Annotated in this window: 15 protein-coding genes and 1 pseudogene; 12 read left to right on the forward strand and 4 right to left on the reverse strand. The window is 72.3% G+C overall.

Features of this window, described 5'->3' with window-relative positions:
• The first annotated feature begins 15 nt into the window (after window positions 1-15).
• The gene (locus tag GL259_RS14860; protein ID WP_159532952.1) at window positions 16-2,298 is read left to right on the forward strand and encodes a heavy metal translocating P-type ATPase; all 2,283 of its coding nucleotides are present in this window, start codon (window positions 16-18) and stop codon (window positions 2,296-2,298) included.
• Window positions 2,299-2,846: 548 nt separating this feature from the next.
• Here GL259_RS14860 and GL259_RS14865 read toward each other — a convergent pair.
• The 3 genes from GL259_RS14865 to GL259_RS14875 form a co-directional block, all read right to left on the reverse strand.
• A complete protein-coding gene (locus GL259_RS14865; protein ID WP_159532955.1) occupies window positions 2,847-4,136 on the reverse strand; it encodes a citrate synthase in 1,290 nt (429 codons plus the stop codon).
• A 274-nt stretch (window positions 4,137-4,410) separates the two neighbouring features.
• A complete protein-coding gene (locus GL259_RS14870) occupies window positions 4,411-6,702 on the reverse strand; it encodes an ATP-dependent RecD-like DNA helicase (protein ID WP_159532957.1) in 2,292 nt (763 codons plus the stop codon).
• Window positions 6,703-6,769: 67 nt separating this feature from the next.
• Window positions 6,770-7,132: a hypothetical protein gene (locus GL259_RS14875; RefSeq protein ID WP_159532959.1), complete on the reverse strand. Its 363-nt coding sequence runs from the start codon at window positions 7,130-7,132 to the stop codon at window positions 6,770-6,772.
• A gap of 219 nt (window positions 7,133-7,351) precedes the next feature.
• Between GL259_RS14875 and GL259_RS14880 the strand changes: the two genes are divergently transcribed.
• The 6 genes from GL259_RS14880 to GL259_RS14905 all read left to right on the forward strand — a co-directional run bounded on the left by GL259_RS14880 (window position 7,352) and on the right by GL259_RS14905 (window position 14,700).
• Window positions 7,352-8,401, forward strand: coding sequence for a LacI family DNA-binding transcriptional regulator (locus GL259_RS14880; protein WP_159532961.1), 1,050 nt, complete (start codon window positions 7,352-7,354; stop codon window positions 8,399-8,401).
• Complete coding sequence (locus GL259_RS14885; protein ID WP_159532963.1) at window positions 8,398-9,987, forward strand: sugar ABC transporter ATP-binding protein; 1,590 nt, start codon at window positions 8,398-8,400, stop codon at window positions 9,985-9,987. Before GL259_RS14880 ends, GL259_RS14885 begins: the two co-directional genes overlap by 4 nt.
• Window positions 9,977-11,932, forward strand: coding sequence for a substrate-binding domain-containing protein (locus GL259_RS14890; RefSeq protein ID WP_159532965.1), 1,956 nt, complete (start codon window positions 9,977-9,979; stop codon window positions 11,930-11,932). Before GL259_RS14885 ends, GL259_RS14890 begins: the two co-directional genes overlap by 11 nt.
• Before the next feature lie 75 nt (window positions 11,933-12,007).
• Window positions 12,008-13,051 carry a ribokinase gene (locus tag GL259_RS14895; RefSeq protein WP_243762307.1) on the forward strand — a complete coding sequence of 348 codons (1,044 nt, stop codon included), beginning with the start codon at window positions 12,008-12,010 and terminating at the stop codon, window positions 13,049-13,051.
• Complete coding sequence (rbsD, locus tag GL259_RS14900; protein WP_159532967.1) at window positions 13,048-13,437, forward strand: D-ribose pyranase; 390 nt, start codon at window positions 13,048-13,050, stop codon at window positions 13,435-13,437. The genes GL259_RS14895 and rbsD overlap by 4 nt, the downstream gene beginning before the upstream one ends.
• A gap of 285 nt (window positions 13,438-13,722) precedes the next feature.
• Entirely contained in the window at window positions 13,723-14,700 is a 978-nt protein-coding gene (locus GL259_RS14905; RefSeq protein ID WP_159532969.1) for a helix-turn-helix domain-containing protein, read from the forward strand.
• Window positions 14,701-14,986: 286 nt separating this feature from the next.
• Here the strand turns inward: GL259_RS14905 and GL259_RS38715 are convergent.
• Window positions 14,987-15,103 (reverse strand): annotated as a pseudogene (locus tag GL259_RS38715) (sugar phosphate isomerase/epimerase); the annotation flags it as partial.
• A 188-nt stretch (window positions 15,104-15,291) separates the two neighbouring features.
• On the opposite strand from GL259_RS38715, the gene GL259_RS14910 reads away from it, so the two are divergent.
• The 5 genes from GL259_RS14910 to GL259_RS14930 are packed head-to-tail and all read left to right on the forward strand — an operon-like array spanning window position 15,292 to window position 19,894.
• Window positions 15,292-15,624, forward strand: coding sequence for a hypothetical protein (locus tag GL259_RS14910; RefSeq protein ID WP_159532971.1), 333 nt, complete (start codon window positions 15,292-15,294; stop codon window positions 15,622-15,624).
• Between the two features lie 44 nt (window positions 15,625-15,668).
• A complete protein-coding gene (locus GL259_RS14915; protein WP_159532973.1) occupies window positions 15,669-15,980 on the forward strand; it encodes a pore-forming ESAT-6 family protein in 312 nt (103 codons plus the stop codon).
• A 49-nt stretch (window positions 15,981-16,029) separates the two neighbouring features.
• Window positions 16,030-16,419 (forward strand): DUF6507 family protein, encoded by a 390-nt coding sequence (locus GL259_RS14920; protein WP_159532975.1) that lies wholly within the window; start codon window positions 16,030-16,032, stop codon window positions 16,417-16,419.
• Complete coding sequence (locus GL259_RS14925; RefSeq protein ID WP_159532977.1) at window positions 16,416-19,013, forward strand: hypothetical protein; 2,598 nt, start codon at window positions 16,416-16,418, stop codon at window positions 19,011-19,013. The genes GL259_RS14920 and GL259_RS14925 overlap by 4 nt, the downstream gene beginning before the upstream one ends.
• Window positions 19,014-19,024: 11 nt before the next feature.
• Window positions 19,025-19,894 carry an immunity 49 family protein gene (locus GL259_RS14930; protein ID WP_159532979.1) on the forward strand — a complete coding sequence of 290 codons (870 nt, stop codon included), beginning with the start codon at window positions 19,025-19,027 and terminating at the stop codon, window positions 19,892-19,894.
• Window positions 19,895-19,905: the final 11 nt, after the last annotated feature.

Raw genomic sequence — 19,905 nt, forward strand, 5'->3', positions numbered from 1 at the left:
CCTGGAGTGACGGACGTGACCAGCAGCACCACCACCACCGCCGCCACCGGGGCCCCGGCCGGTGAACAGCCGGCGGTCTCGGAGGTCGAGCTGCTCATCGGCGGGATGACCTGCGCCTCCTGCGCGGCCCGCGTCGAGAAGAAGCTCAACCGCATGGACGGCGTCACCGCCACGGTGAACTACGCCACGGAGAAGGCCCGGATCACCTGCCCGCCGGGCGTCGGGGTCGCCGACCTGATCGCCACCGTGGTGAAGACCGGCTACACCGCCGAGGAGCCCGCGCCCCCGGCGCAGGAGCCGCCCGCCGCGCAGGACGGGCCGTCCGCCGCGCCGGAGGACCCCGAGGCGGCCGCGCTGCGCCGGCGCCTGGCCGTCTCCGCGCTCCTCGCCCTGCCCGTGGTCCTGCTGGCGATGGTCCCGCCCCTGCAGTTCGACCACTGGCAGTGGCTCTCGCTCACCCTCGCCGCGCCCGTCGTGGTCTGGGGCGCGCTGCCCTTCCACCGGGCCGCCTGGACCAACCTCCGGCACGGCGCGGCCACCATGGACACGCTGGTCTCCGTCGGCACGCTCGCCGCGTTCGGCTGGTCCCTGTGGGCGCTGTTCCTCGGCGACGCGGGCATGCCCGGGATGCGGCACCCCTTCGAGCTCACCGTCTCGCGGACCGACGGCGCCGCCACGATCTACCTGGAGGTCGCCGCCGGCGTCACCGCCCTCATCCTGCTCGGCCGCCACCTGGAGGCCCGCTCCAAGCGCCGCGCGGGAGCGGCCCTGCGGGCGCTGATGGAGCTGGGCGCCAAGGACGTGGCCGTCCTGCGCGGGGGACGCGAGGTGCGGATCCCGGCGGACCGGCTGGCCGTGGGCGACCGGTTCGTCGTACGGCCCGGGGAGAAGATCGCCACCGACGGCACGGTGGTGGAGGGCTCCTCCGCCGTGGACGCCTCCATGCTGACCGGCGAGTCCGTCCCCGTGGACGTCACCGTCGGCGACACCGTCACCGGCGCCACGGTCAACGCGGGCGGCCGGCTCGTCGTCGAGGCGGCCCGGGTCGGCGCCGACACCCGGCTCGCGCGGATGGCGCGGCTGGTGGAGGACGCGCAGAACGGCAAGGCCCGGGTGCAGCGGCTGGCCGACCGGGTCGCCGGGATCTTCGTCCCCGTGGTGCTGCTGATCGCGGCCGGCACCTTCGGGATGTGGCTGGGCGCCACGGGCGACACCGTCGCCGCGTTCACCGCGGCCGTCGCCGTGCTGATCATCGCCTGCCCGTGCGCCCTCGGACTGGCCACGCCGACCGCGCTGATGGTCGGCACCGGGCGCGGCGCGCAGCTCGGCATCCTGATCAAGGGCCCGGAGGTGCTGGAGTCCACCCGCCGGGTCGACACCGTCGTCCTGGACAAGACCGGCACCGTCACCACCGGACGGATGACCCTGCAGGAGGTGCACGTCGCCGAGGGCGCCGACGAGAAGCAGGTGCTGCGGCTCGCCGGCGCCCTGGAGCACGCCTCCGAGCACCCCGTCGCCCGGGCGGTCGCCGCCGGTGCCCAGGAGCGCGTCGGGACGCTGCCGGCGGCCGAGTCCTTCGAGAGCGTCCCCGGCCGGGGCGTGCGCGGACGCGTGGAGGGCCACGAGGTGGCCGTGGGGCGGCTCGCGGAACTCTCCGCGGACCTGCCGCCGGAGCTGGCCCGGGCCCGCGAGGAGGCCGAGGGCGCCGGGCGCACGGCCGTCGTGGTCGGCTGGGACGGGGCGGCGCGCGGCGTCCTCGCCGTCGCCGACGCGGTCAAGGGGACCAGCGCCGAGGCGGTGCGCGAGCTGCGCGCCCTGGGGCTCGCGCCGGTGCTGCTGACCGGCGACAACCGGACGGTGGCCGGGGCGGTGGCCGAGGCGGTGGGCATCGACGAGGTGATCGCCGAGGTGCTGCCCGAGGACAAGGCCGACGTCGTGCGGCGGCTGCAGGCCGAGGGGCGCGTCGTGGCCATGGTGGGCGACGGCGTCAACGACGCGGCCGCGCTCGCCGTCGCCGATCTGGGCCTCGCCCTGGGCACCGGCACGGACGCGGCGATCGAGGCGGGCGACCTGACCCTGGTGCGCGGCGACCTGCGGGCGGCCGCGGACGCGATCCGGCTGTCCCGCAGGACCCTCGCCACGATCAAGGGCAACCTCGTGTGGGCCTTCGGCTACAACGTCGCCGCGCTGCCGCTGGCCGCGGCCGGACTGCTGAACCCGATGATCGCCGGTGCGGCGATGGCCTTCTCCTCGGTCTTCGTGGTGACCAACAGCCTGCGGCTGCGGTCGTTTCATTGAGGTCTCGAGTTGGGGTGCACCCCTGGAGTCCGGTACGCCCCTCACATAAGCTCTTCACAAGGCTCGCGCATCATCCTTACGCTTGGGTCCCGTGAGCGATACGCGGGCTCTTGCGTACCTAACGGACATATGCAAGAGACGCAGATCACAGTGATCCGAACGTAACCATCGAAGGGGTTCGAAGGTCTAAGTTGGCGATGTCGGGCAGCGTCTTGGGGGGCGCTTCCTGACATCTGGGGAACGTCTTGGGGGACTTTCCCCGGAGATTGCGTTGCCGGGACACGTACAGGCAGGGGAGCTTTGAGCGGCCCTCCCGACCGTGCGGTGTCCCGGCAGACCGCACGACACAGCGATTCAGGCGCTGTCCTCACAGACGCCCGGCCGGATCCCGTGGGGGGAATCCGCACCGGGACATGGGAAGGCGCCCTGGTTCGTCGGCCCGTGGGGGGACCGGCGGCCGGGGCGCCTTTTCCCGTCTCCGCGCACGCCGGAAGGCCCCGCGCACGACCTGCGTGCCCGGGGCCCGGTGATGCGGCTCGGCGCGGGTGTCAGCGCTCCTCGACCGGGACGAAGTCGCGCTCGACCACGCCCGTGTAGATCTGGCGCGGGCGGCCGATGCGGGAGCCCGGCTCCTTGATCATCTCGTGCCACTGGGCGATCCAGCCCGGCAGGCGGCCGAGGGCGAACAGGACCGTGAACATCTCGGTCGGGAAGCCCATGGCCCGGTAGATCAGGCCGGTGTAGAAGTCGACGTTCGGGTAGAGGCTGCGCGAGACGAAGTAGTCGTCGGAGAGCGCGTGCTCCTCCAGCTTCAGCGCGATGTCCAGCAGCTCGTCGGACTTGCCGAGGGCGGACAGCACCTCGTGCGCGGCGGCCTTGATGATCTTGGCGCGCGGGTCGAAGTTCTTGTAGACCCGGTGGCCGAAGCCCATCAGGCGGACGCCGTCCTCCTTGTTCTTCACCTTGCGGATGAAGGAGTCGACGTCGCCGCCGGAGTCGCGGATGCCCTCCAGCATCTCCAGCACCGACTGGTTGGCGCCGCCGTGCAGCGGGCCCCACAGCGCGTTGATGCCGGCGGAGATCGAGGCGAACATGTTCGCCTGCGAGGAGCCGACCAGGCGGACCGTGGAGGTCGAGCAGTTCTGCTCGTGGTCCGCGTGCAGGATCAGCAGCTTGTCCAGCGCGGAGACCACGACCGGGTCGAGCTCGTACTCCTGGGCGGGCACCGAGAAGGTCATGCGCAGGAAGTTCTCGACGTAGCCGAGGTCGTTGCGCGGGTAGACGAACGGGTGGCCGACCGACTTCTTGTACGCGTAGGCCGCGATCGTCGGGAGCTTGGCGAGCAGGCGGATGGTGGAGAGGTTGCGCTGCTGCTCGTCGAACGGGTTGTGGCTGTCCTGGTAGAAGGTGGACAGCGCCGAGACGACCGACGACAGCATGGCCATCGGGTGGGCGTCGCGCGGGAAGCCCCGGTAGAAGTTCTTGACGTCCTCGTGCAGCAGGGTGTGCTGCGTGATGTCGTTCTTGAACGCGGTGAGCTGGTCGACCGTCGGCAGCTCGCCGTTGATCAGCAGGTAGGCGACCTCCAGGAAGGTGGAGCGCTCGGCCAGCTGCTCGATCGGGTAGCCGCGGTACCGGAGGATGCCGGCCTCGCCGTCCAGGTAGGTGATCGCGGATTTGTAGGCGGCCGTGTTGCCGTAGCCGCTGTCCAGCGTCACCAGACCGGTCTGGGCGCGGAGCTTTCCGATGTCGAAGCCCTTGTCGCCGACGGTGCTGTCGACCACCGGGTAGGTGTACTCGCCGCCGTCGTACCGCAGTACTACAGAGTTGTCGCTCACGTCTTCCCTCACCGACGTTGTGCCTCATCTTCGAGGTGCCCTGACTGTCTCTACCATCCCCCACTTGGCTCAGGAGAGTGCACTCGGGGTCGACCATCGGGCCTATCGGCGGCACTCAGTGCCGCCAACTTGCCCATCCTGCCCCCTCCGTCCCCCAACCGGAAGGGCTCTGTGACCTTCACGACTCATTTGATCGATCATTTTTTGGTGACGGGCCGCTCACGGCGGCGGCACCGGCGGCGGAGAGGTGTGCCGGGGGCCGGGAACCGGAGGGTCAGGAACCGGAGGGGCCGGGGGACCGGGAACCGGCGAGGCGGAAGTCCAGGGCCGTGCACCGGCGGCCCGCCGAGACCGTGCGCACCGCCTGCCCGATCGCCCTGCGGGAACCCACGAGGACGACCAGCCGCTTGGCCCGTGTGACCGCCGTGTACAGCAGATTGCGCTGGAGCATCATCCAGGCGCCCGTGGTCACCGGGATGACGACCGCCGGGTACTCGCTGCCCTGGGAGCGGTGGATGGTCACGGCGTAGGCGTGCGCCAGCTCGTCCAGCTCGTCGAACTCGTACGGCACCTCCTCGTCCTCGTCGGTCAGCACCGTCAGGCGCTGGTCGACCGGGTCGAGCGAGGTGACCACGCCCACGGTGCCGTTGAAGACGCCGTTCTCCCCCTTCTCGTAATTGTTGCGGATCTGGGTCACCTTGTCGCCGACGCGGAAGACCCGGCCACCGAACCGCTTCTCCGCGAGGTCCGGGCGGCCGGGGGTGATGGCCTGCTGGAGCAGTCCGTTCAGGGTGCCCGCGCCGGCCGGCCCCCGGTGCATGGGCGCGAGGACCTGCACGTCGCGGCGCGGGTCCAGGCCGAACTTCGCGGGAATGCGCCGGGCCGCGACGTCCACGGTGAGCCGGCCGGCCTCCTCGGTGTCGTCCTCGACGAAGAGGAAGAAGTCCTTCATGCCGTCGGTGACCGGGTGCTGCCCGGCGTTGATCCGGTGGGCGTTGGTCACCACGCCGGACTGCTGGGCCTGGCGGAACACGCGGGTGAGGCGGACGGCGGGGACGGGGCTGCCGTCGGCGAGCAGGTCGCGGAGCACCTCTCCGGCGCCGACGCTGGGCAGCTGGTCGACGTCCCCGACGAAGAGCAGGTGGGCACCCGGCGCCACCGCCTTGACCAGCTTGTTGGCGAGCAGCAGGTCCAGCATGGAGGCCTCGTCGACCACCACCAGGTCGGCGTCCAGCGGGCGGTCCCGGTCGTAGGCGGCGTCGCCGCCGGGCTTGAGTTCCAGCAGGCGGTGGACGGTGGAGGCCTCGGCGCCGGTCAGCTCGGCCAGGCGCTTGGCGGCGCGGCCGGTCGGGGCGGCCAGCACCACCTTGGCCTTCTTGGCCCGGGCCAGCTCCACGATCGAGCGGACGGTGAAGGACTTGCCGCAGCCGGGCCCGCCGGTGAGCACCGCGACCTTCTCGGTGAGCGCGAGCTTCACCGCCGCCTCCTGCTCGGGGGCGAGGTCGGCTCCGGTCCGCCCCTTCAGCCAGGCCAGCGCCTTCTCCCAGACCACGTCGCCGAAGCCCGGCATCCGGTCCTCGTCGGTGCGCAGCAGGCGCAGCAGCTGGGCGGAGAGGGACAGTTCGGCACGGTGGAAGGGGACGAGGTAGACGGCGGTGACGGGGTCGCCGCCCTCCGGGTCGGGGACCTTCTCCCGCACGACGCCGGGGTCCTCGCCGTCCTCGGGCTCGGCGGCCAGTTCGCCGAGGCACTCGATGACGAGGCCGGTGTCCACCTGGAGCAGCTTGACCGCGTCGGCGATCAGCTTCTCCTCGGGGAGGTAGCAGTGCCCCTGGTCGGTGGCCTGCGACAGCGCGTACTGCAGGCCCGCCTTCACCCGGTCCGGGCTGTCGTGCGGGATGCCGACGGATCGGGCGATCTTGTCGGCGGTGAGGAAGCCGATGCCCCAGACGTCGGCGGCCAGCCGGTAGGGCTGGTTCTTCACGACGGAGATGGAGGCGTCGCCGTACTTCTTGTAGATGCGCACCGCGATCGACGTGGAGACCTCGACGGTCTGGAGGAAGAGCATGACCTCCTTGATCGCCTTCTGCTCCTCCCACGCCTCGGCGATCCTCCTGGTGCGCTTGGGGCCGAGGCCGGGGACCTCGATCAGCCGCTCGGGCTCCTCCTCGATGATCTTCAGTGTGTCCATGCCGAAGTGCTGGGTGATGCGGTCGGCGAAGACCGGGCCGATGCCCTTGACCAGGCCCGAGCCGAGGTAGCGGCGGATGCCCTGGACCGTGGCGGGCAGGACGGTCGTGTAGTTCTCCACGTGGAACTGCTTGCCGTACTGGGGGTGGGAGCCCCAGCGGCCCTCCATCCGCAGCGACTCCCCCACCTGGGCGCCGAGCAGCGCGCCCACCACCGTGAGGAGGTCGCCGGCGCCCCTGCCGGTGTCGACCCGGGCGACCGTGTAGCCGTTCTCCTCGTTGGCGTACGTGATGCGCTCCAGGACGCCTTCGAGCACGGCCCAGCGCCGCTCCCCGCTCCCCGTGGCCGACGCGCCGTTCCCCGCCTGGTTGGACATGGTCCGACGGTACCGCCCGCCGCCGACAGCCCGGGGCGGCCCGTCGGCGGGAGCGGCCCGCGGGCCCTCACGCCGCCCGTGCGATGTGCGCGGTCACCTTCCTGAAGTCGTCGGTCGGGGAGAACTCCACGAACGCGCAGTCCTCCAGCACCAGCGGGACGTGCCCGGGCGCCCAGTGGCAGGCCTGCCCCGCCTCGTGGTCCTGCTCCCCCTCGGCCGTGCGCATCCGCAGCCGCCCCTCGAGCAGATGGCCCCGGTGCGGGCACGGGCACGCGTCGCCGGGCAGGCCCTCGAGGGCCGGGCCCATGTCCGTGCCCCGCGGCAGGCGCACGCAGCCGACCGGCGGGCCCCCGCCGGTCGGCTGCGTGCGCAGCTCCACTCCGTCGCCCTCCAGGGCGACGGGTGCGCCCTCACGAGCCGCCGCCGTCATGACTCCTCCGCCTCCGGCCCCCGCGGACCTGGGGAGACGACCCTCACCACCAGCGTGACCCCCGTCCGACGGTCCGCGACCCCCCGGACACGGAACATCACGATCCGGTTTCGAGGCGGCGCCGGGGGGTTGCCGAAACGGCGTGTAATCGATTCCAATCCTCGGTGTCGATCGATGTAATCGATTCCACGAGCTCTTCCACAAGGAGGTGGAGCAGCGATGGCGAGCATCAAGGACGTCGCCGCCGAGGCGGGCCTGTCCGTCGCCACGGTGTCGCGCGTCCTGAACGACCATCCGTCGGTCAGCGCGGACGCCCGCACGCGCGTGCTGGCCGCCGTCGAGACGCTGGGCTACCGCCCGAACGCCGTCGCGCGCTCCCTGCGCACCGACCAGACCCGCACCCTCGGCCTGGTCATCAGCGACGTGCTGAACCCGTACTTCACCGAACTGGCCCGCTCCGTGGAGGAGGAGGCCCGCGCCCTCGGCTACAGCGTGATCATCGGCAACGCCGACGAGCGGCCCGACCTCCAGGACCACCACGTGCGGACCCTGCTGGACCGCCGGATCGACGGGCTGCTGGTCTCCCCCACCGACGGCGGGTCGCCGCTGATGCTGGACGCCGCCCGCGCGGGCACGCCGATGGTGTTCGTCGACCGGTGGATCCCGGGCGTGGACGTGCCGGTGGTGCGGTCGGACGGGCAGGCGGCCGTGCGGGACCTCGTGGCGCACCTGCACCGACTCGGACACCGGCGGCTGGCGATCATCGCGGGCCCGGCGGCGACCACGACCGGCCGGGAACGCGTGGACGCCTTCCGCGCGGCGCTGCGCGAGCACGGGCTGGAGCTCCCCGACGCCTACACGGGCCAGGGCGACTTCCAGGCCGAGAGCGGCCGCCGCGTCACCGAGGGCTTCCTGGACCTGCCCGAACCGCCCGAGGTGGTCTTCGCCGCCGACAACCTGATGGCGCTCGGCGCGCTGGACGCCGTCCGCGCGCGCGGGCTGCGGGTGCCCGACGACATCGCGCTGGCCGCGTTCGACGACATCCGCTGGTTCGTGCACACCGACCCGCCGGTCACCGCGATCGCCCAGCCCACCAAGGAGCTGGGGCGGGCCGCCGTGCGCGCGCTGGTCGACCGCATCGAGGGCCGGCCCGGCGAGTCCGTCACCCTCCCCGCCCGGCTCGTGGTGCGCCGCTCGTGCGGCGAACCGGCCCCCGCACGGCCCCCACAGCCCCCCACCCCGTCCCCCGTACGAAGGAGTACGTCGTGAGCGACCCGGACGAGTTGCTGCGCATCGAGGGCATCCGCAAGACCTTCCCGGGCGTGGTCGCCCTCGACGGCGTCGACTTCGACCTGCGCCGGGGCGAGGTGCACGTGCTGCTCGGCGAGAACGGCGCGGGCAAGAGCACCCTCATCAAGACGCTGTCGGGCGCCCACACGCCCGACGCCGGCCGGATCCTGGCCGGCGGCGAGGAGGTGCGCATCCAGAGCGCGCAGGACTCCGAGCGGCTCGGGATCGCCACCATCTACCAGGAGTTCAACCTCGTTCCCGATCTGACGGTCGCCGAGAACATCTTCCTGGGACGGCAGCCGCGCCGCTTCGGGATGATCGACCGGAAGAGGATGGAGGCCGAGGCCGCCGTCCTCCTGGAGCGCGTCGGCGTCGACGTGCCGCCCCGCGCGCGGGTGCGCGAACTCGGCATCGCGCGGCTGCAGATGGTGGAGATCGCCAAGGCGCTCAGCCTGGACGCCCGCGTGCTGATCATGGACGAGCCGACCGCCGTGCTGACCTCCGAGGAGGTCGAGAGGCTGTTCGCCATCGTGCGCAGGCTGCGCGAGGACGGCGTGGGCATCGTGTTCATCACCCACCACCTGGAGGAGATCGCCGCCCTGGGCGACCGGGTCACCGTCATCCGGGACGGCAGGAGCGTCGGGCAGGTCCCGGCGTCCACGCCCGAGGACGAACTGGTCCGGCTCATGGTGGGGCGGTCGATCGAGCAGCAGTACCCGCGTGCGCGGCCGGAGACCGGCGAGGCGCTGCTGCGGGTCGAGGGACTCACCCGCGACGGCGTCTTCCACGACGTCAGCTTCGAGGTGCGCGCCGGCGAGGTCGTCGGCATCGCGGGCCTGGTCGGGGCCGGCCGCACCGAGGTCGCGCGGGCCGTGTTCGGCGCCGACCCCTACGACAGGGGGTCCGTGGAGGTCGCGGGCGGCGCGCTGCGCCGGCACGACGTGAACGCCGCCATGGCGGCGGGCATCGGGCTGGTCCCGGAGGACCGCAAGGGCCAGGGACTCGTCCTGGACGCCTCCGTCGAGGAGAACCTGGGCCTGGTGACGCTGCGTTCGGCCACCCGCGCGGGGCTCGTCGACCTCAAGGGGCAGCGCGCGGCGGCGGCCCGGATCGCCGAGCAGCTCGGCGTGCGGATGGCGGGCCTCGGCCAGCACGTGCGCACGCTCTCCGGCGGCAACCAGCAGAAGGTCGTCATCGGCAAGTGGCTGCTGGCGGACACCAGGGTGCTCATCCTCGACGAGCCCACGCGCGGCATCGACGTCGGCGCCAAGGTCGAGATCTACCAGCTGATCAACGAACTCACCGCCGCCGGCACCGCCGTCCTGATGATCTCCAGCGATCTGCCCGAGGTGCTCGGCATGAGCGACCGGGTGCTGGTGATGGCCCAGGGCCGGATCGCGGGCCAACTGGCCGCCGAGCAGGCCACCCAGGACGCCGTGATGGCGCTCGCCGTCGGCACCGGCGCCGAGTCCGACGGCGCGGGCCCGGACCCCGGCTCCCCCGCCCCCTCCCCCTCCCTTCCCGACTCCGACAAGACCGACAAGGAGGCCCCCCGTGGCCGCTGACACGCTCAAGAGCCGGACGGGCACGGGTGGCGCCTCGGGCGGCCTGCGCCGCCTGCTGCTGGACAACGGGGCGCTCACCGCGCTCATCGTCCTGGTCGTCGCCATGTCCGCGCTGTCCGGCGACTTCCTGACCGCCGACAACCTGCTCAACATCGGTGTGCAGGCCGCGGTCACCGCGATCCTCGCCTTCGGCGTCACCTTCGTGATCGTCTCCGCGGGCATCGACCTGTCGGTCGGCTCGGTCGCCGCCCTGTCGGCCACCGTGCTGGCCTGGAGCGCCACCTCGCAGGGCGTCCCGGTGGTCCTGGCGGTGCTCCTGGCCGTCGCCACGGGCATCGTCTGCGGCCTGGTCAACGGCTTCCTGGTCTCGTACGGCAAACTGCCGCCGTTCATCGCGACGCTGGCCATGCTGTCGGTGGCGCGCGGTCTGTCCCTGGTGATCTCGCAGGGCTCCCCGATCCCCTTCCCGGACTCCGTCTCGCACCTCGGCGACACCCTCGGCGGCTGGCTGCCGGTGCCGGTGCTGGTGATGGCCGTCATGGGGCTGCTCACGGCGTTCGTCCTGGGCCGGACGTACATCGGCCGCTCCATGTACGCCATCGGCGGCAACGAGGAGGCGGCCCGGCTGTCCGGGCTGCGGGTGAGGAAGCAGAAGCTCGCCGTCTACGCGCTGTCCGGCCTGTTCGCCGCCGCCGCGGGCATCGTGCTCGCCGCCCGGCTGTCCTCCGCGCAGCCGCAGGCCGCGCAGGGCTACGAGCTGGACGCGATCGCCGCGGTCGTCATCGGCGGCGCCTCCCTCGCGGGCGGCACCGGCAAGGCCTCCGGGACGCTGATCGGCGCGCTGATCCTGGCGGTGCTGCGCAACGGCCTCAACCTCCTGTCGGTGTCGGCGTTCTGGCAGCAGGTCGTCATCGGCGTCGTGATCGCGCTGGCGGTGCTCTTCGACACGCTGCGCCGCAAGGCGGGGGCCACCCCGGTGGCCGCCGGCACGTCCGGCGGGGGGAACCGCGGGAAGCAGGCGGCGACCTACGTGCTGGCCGCGGTGGTCGCGGCGGCGGTCGTCGGCGCGATGTCCTTCCTGCACAACGGCTCCTCGGCGGCGAAGAGCGAGAAGGTCGGCCTGTCGCTGTCGACCCTCAACAACCCGTTCTTCGTGCAGATCCGGGCCGGCGCCGAGGAGGAGGCGAGGAAGCGGGGCGTGGACCTGACCGTCACGGACGCCCAGAACGACGCCTCCCAGCAGGCCAACCACCTGCAGAACTTCACCAGCGGGAGCCTCGGCGCGATCATCGTCAACCCGGTGGACTCGGACGCGGCCGGCCCCTCGGTGCGCTCCGCCAACAAGGCCGGCATCCCCGTCGTCGCCGTCGACCGGGGCGTCAACCAGGCGGAGACGGACGCGCTGGTCGCCTCCGACAACGTCGCCGGCGGCCGGCAGGGCGCGAAGGCGCTCGCCGAGAAGCTGGGCGGCGAGGGCACCATCGTGATCCTCCAGGGCCAGGCCGGCACCTCCGCCAGCCGGGAGCGCGGCGCGGGCTTCGCCGAGGGACTGAAGGACTACCCGGGCATCGAGGTGGTCGCCAAGCAGCCCGCCGACTTCGACCGCACCAAGGGCCTCGACGTGATGACCAACCTGCTCCAGGCCCACCCGGACATCGACGGCGTGTTCGCCGAGAACGACGAGATGGCGCTCGGCGCGATCAAGGCGCTCGGCTCCAAGGCCGGAAAGTCGGTCCAGGTCGTCGGGTTCGACGGCACGCCGGACGGGCTCAAGGCGGTCGAGGAGGGCACGCTGTACGCGTCCGTCGCGCAGGTGCCGAGGGAACTGGGCAGGATCGCGGTGGACAACGCGCTGCGCGCGGCCGAGGGCAAGAAGGTCAGCGAGACGGTGAAGGTCCCGGTGAAGGTGGTCACGAAGGAGAACGTGGCCGGCTTCGGCGGCTGACACCGGCCAGAAGGACCGGGGGCGGACGGTCACGGCGACCGTCCGCCCCCGCACGACCATGTGGGGAGCCACTTCATGTACGACTACGACCTCCTGGTCGTGGGTTCGGCCAACGCCGACCTGGTGATCGGTGTGGAGCGCCGGCCGGGCGCCGGGGAGACGGTGCTCGGCTCGGACCTGGCCGTCCACCCGGGCGGCAAGGGCGCGAACCAGGCGGTCGCGGCCGCCCGGCTCGGGGCCCGCACGGCCCTGCTGGCCCGGGTCGGCGACGACGGGCACGGCCGGCTGCTGCTGGACTCGCAGCGGGCGGCGGGCGTCGACACGGTGGGCGTGCTGGTGGGCGGGGCGCCGACCGGGGTCGCGCTGATCACGGTGGACCCCTCGGGGGACAACAGCATCGTCGTCTCGCCGGGCGCGAACGGCCGGCTGACGCCGGCGGACGTGCGCGCGGCGACGAGCCTCTTCCACGCCTCCCGGGTGGTCTCCGCACAGCTGGAGATCCCGCTGGAGACGGTGGTGGAGGTGGTGCGGAACCTGGCGCCGGACAGCCGGTTCGTGCTGAACCCCTCGCCGCCGCGCCCGCTGCCGCCCGAGGTGCTGGCGGCCTGCGACCCGCTGATCGTCAACGAGCACGAGGCCAAGGTGATCCTGGGCGAGGCGTGCGGGGGCGGGGAACCGGAGGACTGGGCGCGGCTGCTGCTGGCGAAGGGCCCGCGCTCGGTGGTGGTGACGCTGGGCGGGGAGGGCGCCCTGGTGGCCTCCCCGGACGGCGTCTCGCGCGTGGCGTCCGTGAAGGTGCGCGCCGTGGACACCACCGGCGCGGGCGACGCGTTCACCGCCGCGCTGGCCTGGCGGCTCGGCGCGGGCGAGTCCCTCGCCGGCGCGGCGGCGTACGCGGCCCGGGTCGGGGCGGCGACGGTCACCAAGGAGGGGGCGCAGGTGTCGTTCCCGACGGCGGAGGAGGTCGCGGCGCTGCGTCCGGCCGGCCCGGAGGGCGACCGCGAGGGTGCGGCCGGCCCGGAGGGCGACCGCGAGGGTGCGGCCGGCCCGGAGGGCGACCGCGAGGGTGCGGCCGGCCCGGAGGGCGACCGCGAGGGTGCGCGGGGCGGGGCCCGGTGAAGAAGCACGGGATCCTCAACCGCCACCTCTCCGGCGCGCTGGCCGCACTCGGGCACGGCGACGGGGTGCTGGTGTGCGACGCCGGCATGCCGATACCCGACGGGCCGCACGTGGTGGACCTGGCGTTCCGGGCCGGGGTGCCGTCCTTCGCCGAGGTGGTCGAGGGGCTGCTGGAGGAGCTGGTGGTCGAGGGCGCGACGGCGGCGACCGAGGTGCGGCGGGCCAATCCGGCGGCGGCGGACCTGCTGGCGGGGCACTTCCCCCGGCTCGAGCTGGTGCCGCACGAGCGGCTCAAGGAGCTGACGGCCGGCGCGCGGCTCGTCGTGCGCACCGGCGAGGCACGGCCGTACGCGAACGTGCTGCTGCGCTGCGGGGTGTTCTTCTGACACCGGCGCGCCGGCGCCGGTGAGCCGGCCCGGCGGCGCCGGCGGCGCCGGCGGCACGCGAACCTCGAGGGGGCCCGGTCCGTCGACCGGGCCCCCACGGTTCCCTCCCCGTCAGAACCCCTCAAGCCCCCCCGGGTCCCCCTCCAGAAGTCCTGACGCAGAGTACGACCGGTGAAGTGGGCAGAGGGTTGCACGGTCTTCCCGGATTTTTTCCCACCCGGTTCCCTACGACGTCCCCCGGGCAGGAAACAGCCGTCCGGTTACGCGTGGGGGGGCCGTGGGACGATGCTGGTGCAGGAGTTCCGGACCGAGGTCGTGCCGCCCGCCGAGCGGTGGGACCTGTGGCAGGACGTCGCCGCCCGGACGCACGTGCCCAACCTGCTGCGCAGCGAGCGCAGCGACGACTTCCGGGCCGTGATGCGGGTCCTGCCGCTCGGCGAGCTGCAGATCGCCGAGCTGAGCCTGCCGCAGCTGGACACCGTGCGCACACCGCGGACCATCCGGCGGTTCGACCCCGAGGTCTACCAGATCAACTGCCACCTCACCGGTGACGGCGGGATGGCGCAGGACGGCCGCGAGGCGGTGTTCGAGGCGGGTCGCCTCGTCATGGCCGACAGCAGCCTCCCCTACGACGTCCGGATCAACAGGACGTCGGAGTGGTCCACGACGGTGGTCGTCAGCGTGCCCCGGGCCCGGCTGCCGCTGCCGCCCCGCGCGGTCCGGCGGCTGCTGGCCGTGCCGGTCCCGGTGGACCGGGGCATGGGAGGCACGCTGTACCGCTGGCTGGCCGACACCGCCCGGCGGGCCGACGAGTTCACGCAGGACGACGCGCCGGCGCTGGCCTCGGTGACCACGGATCTGCTCGCCTCCGTGCTCGGCGGGTGCCTGGACTCCGAGGACGCGCTGCCCCCGGAGTCCCGCCGGCGTGCCCTGCACACCCGGATCCGGGACTTCATCGAGCGGAACCTGGGCGATCCGGCGCTGTCCCCGGCCACCGTCGCGGCGGCGCACGGCATCTCGGTGCGCCACCTGCACCAGCTGTTCGCGGCGGAGGGGGAGGCCCCGGCCGGCTGGATCCGCCACCGGCGGCTGGAGCGCTGCCGCCGCGACCTCGCCGACCCCCGGCTGCGGGGCCGTTCCGTCCGGTCCATCGCCGCGCGGTGGGGCTTCACCGACCCGGCCACCTTCAGCCGCGTCTTCCGCCGCGCGTACGGGATGACGCCGACGGACCACCGCCACCACCACACGGGCCGGACCGCGTAGCACTCCCCTCCGCACGCCGGATGCTGCGGGAATCGACAAGATCCCTGCACGGACCGTCAAGGTCTCGGGCGCCCCGGTGCCGCATGCTGGTGCGCGTGCGCAGTGGGGGCTGTGCACTGCGGGGAGCAGGGGGGAAGCAACGTGCGGTGCCGGCGAACGTCGGCGTCCGGTCCGGCACCGCACGGCTTGCGCCCCGCGCGGCTCCCGGCCCGCGTGCTCCGCGCCGGCGGCGCGGGTGTCCGGGCACGGCGTGTCCGGGCACCCGCGTCCCAGCGTGCGGCGGGCCTCATTCCGCGTGCTCCGCGAACCGCGCCGCCGTCCCGGCGAGCACCTCGCGGCCGTCCCGGGCCCACAGCGCGTCGTCGAACGGTCCGCCCTCGACGCAGCCGGTGCGGTCGGCCGCCCCGTCACGGGGCGTGGTCCCCGTGACGGGCGACGCCGGACAGGCGACGGACCGACGGCATCGGTGTTGTCTCCACCTTGTCCGGATTGCGTCACACCGTGATCAACGGCGTTGCGTCCGCAACGGGTTGTGCGACAGCATGTTCGAACAGCTTTGTGATGCGTACGTGACGCACGGGGGTGACACACGTGAAGTTCGACATGGGGTCCACGACCCTGTCGGAGCTGGGCAGGCGCACGGACGGTTCGAGCACCGACCTGGGCACGCTGATCCGCATGCTCATCCAGGCGGCCGAGCCGCTGGAGGGCAAGTTCAACGGATCCGGAAAGGTCGCCTTCGACTCGTTCAAGACGCGTGCGGACGAGATCACCGCCGCGCTGAACGAGTCGCTCGGCGCGATCCTCGAGGGCCAGGGCGGCATGGACACCGCGTTCGCCACCGGTGAAGCCGAACAGCACGACAACGCCCAGAAGAACATGGGCGCGGCCAACTTCGACGCGGCCCGTTTCGGCGCGCGCTAGGCCGCCGCCGGGCAGGGGCCGACAACCACAGGGGGTTTGTGACGATGGGTCAGAGTCTGGACCGCCGCTCCTACGACACCGGTGCGTCGAGCGAGGTGCAGGGCGGCTTGCAGGGAATCGTCGGGCAGTTGGAGCGCGTGCTGACCGACCGCGACAACGCCGTGAAGGCCGCCATGGCCGACTTCCAGGCCGACGGGGTCTCCGAGGAGTACCACGGCAAGGAACTGCGCTGGAACCGCGCGGCCAACGAGGTGCGCAGCATCATCCAACTGGTGCGCACGACCCTCGAGGAGAACGACGGGACGGCCCAGTCGACGATGGCGAAGGCTCGGGCGGCGGTCGACAACATCGGCTGACGCGGGCGCGTCGGCGGGACGACGGCACACGGGAGTACGGGGAATCCACATGACGGGGTGGGACATCTCGCCGTCGGGCGTGCAACGCGTCCTCACCGAGACGGCGAAGGCGGCCGAGGGACTCTCGGACACCGGCAAGGCCCTGCAGGAGACCATGCCGAGCGCGGCGAAGTCCGCCGGCACGATCCAGCAGGGCGGTGTGGAGAAGAGCGGGGTCCAGGGCCCGGTCGCGGCGGCGCTGGGCGAGTTCTTCACCGCCTACCAGGAGAAGTTGATGTACGTCGCGGTGCGCACGTCGAACTCCCTCGACGGGGCGGCCACCGCGACCAACGCGTACGTCAGGGGTGATCTGGAGATGGCCGCGCAGGCCCAGGCGAACGCGCTGAAGGAACCGAAGATCGACCTGCCGGGTGCGGGCGGGCAGCAGGGGGGCCAGTGAGCGCGGACCTCATCGATCCGCAGAACATCCCGCAGTTCACCGGCGATCTGGAGCAGCTGGGCATCGACCACATGCTTCTGACGGGGGAGGCGCTCGTCTTCCGCCAGTCGGGGTCGGACGTGCACACCCGCTTCCAGGGGCTGTCGGCGTGCTACACGGCCCCGGAGGCGGAGCAGTTGTTCGCCACGACGGCGCCGGTGGCGGCCAAGGCGGACGAGTTCGCCGACGACCTGGAGAAGGTGGCGGCGGCCCTCAGCTCGTACGAGACGGAGATCCAGCCGCTCGTGGCCAGGCTGAAGAGCCTCAAGCAGCGTGCGGAAACCTTCCGGCAGCAGATCGCGGGGGACGACGACTGGCGCGAGGACGAGGACAACGTCCAGCTCAACAACGACCTGGTGCACGACGTCAACGCGACCACGGCGGCCTTCTGGCAGGCGGAGATCACCTGCCACAACAAGATCACCGCGCTGGTGGGCGGAACGACGCTGATCCTCGAGGACGGCGCGGAGAAGCGCCTGCTGGAACGCGGCACCAGCACCTACGGCTTCACCGCCGACCTCCTGAACCGGTCCGAGGAACTGCCCTGGGGCAGGACCGTGGAGAAGGAGCGGCACGGGCTCGACTGGCTCGGCCACCAGCTGATGGAGTTCGGCAAGGGCTTCGTCGTCGACGGGGTGTGGGGCACGATCCGGGGCCTGGGCACCCTCGTCGGCGTCGACGGCTGGGACGCGGCGGGCGAGGCGTGGAAGGGGCTCGGCAAGCTCGCGACCGGCGTGCTCGTCACCGCGGTGCCCGTCGTCGGCGTCGCGTACTGGATGATGCCCGAGGACAAACTCCCCTCCTACCTGCGCGACTCCCGCAACACGGTCAAGGAGGCGGGCAAGGCGCTGGTCGCCTGGGACCAGTGGGGCGAGAACCCCGCCCGGGCGGGCGGCGCGGTCACCTTCAACGTCCTGACGACGGTCTTCACCGGAGGGGCCGGAGCGGCGGCGAAGGGCGGTTCGGTGGCCCGCACGGTGGGTGCGCTCGGCAGGACGGCCCGGCTGGTCGACCCGATGACGTACCTCGGCAAGGCCGCGAAGTTCGGCACGGTCAAGGTCACCGACCTGTTCGCCGGTCTGCGGGGCGTGCACGCGGGCGCCTACGACGACATCCTCTCCGGCGCGGGGCGCGTCCAGCCCGACGGCAGCGTGGTGCGGGTCGCCGACGACACGCCGGTCATCCGCGGCAACGTCGTGGAGTGGCCGGACGGCACCCGGCTGAACCTGGACGACGGCTCGGTCGTCCGCGCGGACGGCACGGCGGCACCGGCCAAGGTGGAGCTGTCGGCGGCGGACCGGGAACTGCTGGAGCAGAACCTGCCGCACGAGGAGGGTGCGCTCGTCGGGGCGGGCGACCGGGCAGGCGCACACGCCGCCGGGGGCACGGCGGCCCACGTCGGCGGCGACGCGACGGGGCGGGCCGGCGGGAACACGACGCCGACCGCTCACGTGGGCGAGCGCGCGGGGGCGCGCGGCACGGACACGGTGCCCGCACGCGACACCGGCGGCCATGCGGCGGGCGGCGACGGGCACGCGGGCGGCGGGACCGACAGTGGTCACGTTCCCGCCCAGCGCGGCGGGTCCGGTGGCGGTCACGGAGGCGGGGACGGCTCGGGCGGATCGCCGTCCGGCAGCCGTGATCCGCTGGATGCCGAACGCGAGGTCATGCGCCGGCAGGTCGAACGGGCCAACAACGACCCCCAGTGGTTCAAGGAGCACTACCGAGAGAACGGATACCGGCGCTCCACGTCCGCCGAGGGCGGATACGGCCAGGCCGTACCCCAGCTCACACGCAACCCGTTCGCGCCTCCCCAGTGGATAGCGGCGAGTGACATGCCTCCGGCGATCAAGGAGAAGTATGTGCGCCCGGATCCCATCCAGGGCAAGGCGTCAGATCTCCCCGACGAGACCCGGGACTACCTGAACGAGCAGGCCGCCAAGCGGGACGCGGCAGTCAAGGCCGACAAGGCGGCGGAGAACGTCCTCAAGGACGCGGAGAAGGCCTACGCCGCCAATCCCACGGACGAGTTGGCCGCCGCGAGGGATCTCGCCGACGAGACGCACTCACCGCTCCACGGCGACGCGAACAGGCAGAGCGAACTGCTCGGCGAGTACGCGGCCGAGCGTCACGCGATCCCGGAGCACTACGCGGGCGCAGTGCGCCTGGACGACGGGGCGTTCGGGAACAATCGGTTCGACCAGGTGTACCGGACGACGGACGGCCGGTACGTCGTCGTCGAGGCGAAGGGGTCCACGACAGCCTCTCTCGGAGTACGCAAGGGTCACAGCGGGCGGTTGGTGACACAGGGAACGAGAGAGTACTTCCGGACCATTCTCGACCAAATGCAAACCCGGGCCGAAAGGAACGAGAGAAAGGCCGAGAGCACCGGTAACCAAGATCTACTCAAGGCGGCTGAAGCCGAACGCAAACTGGCGGAAGACCTGAGCATGGCACTCAAACGAGGCGAGGTGGACTACGTCCTCGTGAAAGCCAAGCCCAACGGGGCTAAGTACGCTGGCTACGAGATGCTGCAGTTCGACATCACGAAATGAGGGAACCGTCCATGCCGACGAGGATTTCGCGGCCGCCGGCAGAAGGAAGTCACCCGGATCCGGGCGGGCTGCGACAGAGGATCAATGCGCGCACCCTCAAGGATATCGAGGACCTGGAGGAGTACCCCGACAGCCTCGACATGACGTTCAACCGGGCGCGCCAAAGGGCCGCGCTCCTCTGCGTCGAGGACCCCACCGCCGAGAAGCTGGAGACGTGGGAAGCCTGGGTCATGGCCATGCAGGTCGGGTCCGCCCTGTTCGCCTCGGCGACCGCCCCGGAGGGCTCCACCGTCGAGTGCATGATCGGCCACGAGGTACGGACGATCCCCGCCGTGGGAATCACGCACTTCGTCGACGCCGGTACCTGGCTGGAGGCCTTCTGGCTGGCCGTCGTGTGCCGGGACCAGGCGCGGATGACGCAGCTGTGCCAGGTGCCGATCGAGACGCTGCGCGCCTCCGGCGCCGTCTTCGAGGAGTACGTCTACCACTGGGTCGACGCCCTCCAGACGTACTGGCTGGAGCGGCCGGGACTCGGGGACAAGCTGGTTGCCGCGTTCGACGGGACCGACCCGGACCGGCTGCGGTTCATGGACCGCGAGACGATGCTCAAGGTCCTGTATCCGCCGATCAATCTCTTCTACCGCTTCGTCGGCCGGGACCCGGACCAGTTCAACGAGGCCCTGGTACAGGCGCTCGAGCTCCACAAGGAGTACTGGACGGCGAACGAGGAGCGCCAGGAGACGGGCGACGGCGACGTCCCCCTCGCGGTCCTCGCCATCGCCTGCCTCGCCCACGACGCCGGACGGCCCATCGAGGTCGAATCGGAGTACCTGCCCGAGCACCTGCTCAAGCGCAGCTGGCTCGGTGAGTTCCCCACGTGACACGAGGTGAC

It is taken from the genome of Streptomyces sp. Tu 3180, assembly GCF_009852415.1.
GTDB lineage: Bacteria > Actinomycetota > Actinomycetes > Streptomycetales > Streptomycetaceae > Streptomyces.

What these genes read in the sequence shown, in the direction of transcription:
- GL259_RS14895 (WP_243762307.1), top strand. Translation starts at nt 12,008, where the DNA reads ATGTACGACTACGACCTCCTGGTCGTGGGTTCGGCCAACGCCGACCTG.
- GL259_RS14930 (WP_159532979.1), top strand. Translation starts at nt 19,025, where the DNA reads ATGCCGACGAGGATTTCGCGGCCGCCGGCAGAAGGAAGTCACCCGGAT.
- GL259_RS14915 (WP_159532973.1), top strand. Translation starts at nt 15,669, where the DNA reads ATGGGTCAGAGTCTGGACCGCCGCTCCTACGACACCGGTGCGTCGAGC.
- GL259_RS14870 (WP_159532957.1), bottom strand. Translation starts at nt 6,702, where the DNA reads ATGTCCAACCAGGCGGGGAACGGCGCGTCGGCCACGGGGAGCGGGGAG.
- GL259_RS14905 (WP_159532969.1), top strand. Translation starts at nt 13,723, where the DNA reads ATGCTGGTGCAGGAGTTCCGGACCGAGGTCGTGCCGCCCGCCGAGCGG.
- GL259_RS14880 (WP_159532961.1), top strand. Translation starts at nt 7,352, where the DNA reads ATGGCGAGCATCAAGGACGTCGCCGCCGAGGCGGGCCTGTCCGTCGCC.
- GL259_RS14875 (WP_159532959.1), bottom strand. Translation starts at nt 7,132, where the DNA reads ATGACGGCGGCGGCTCGTGAGGGCGCACCCGTCGCCCTGGAGGGCGAC.
- GL259_RS14920 (WP_159532975.1), top strand. Translation starts at nt 16,030, where the DNA reads ATGACGGGGTGGGACATCTCGCCGTCGGGCGTGCAACGCGTCCTCACC.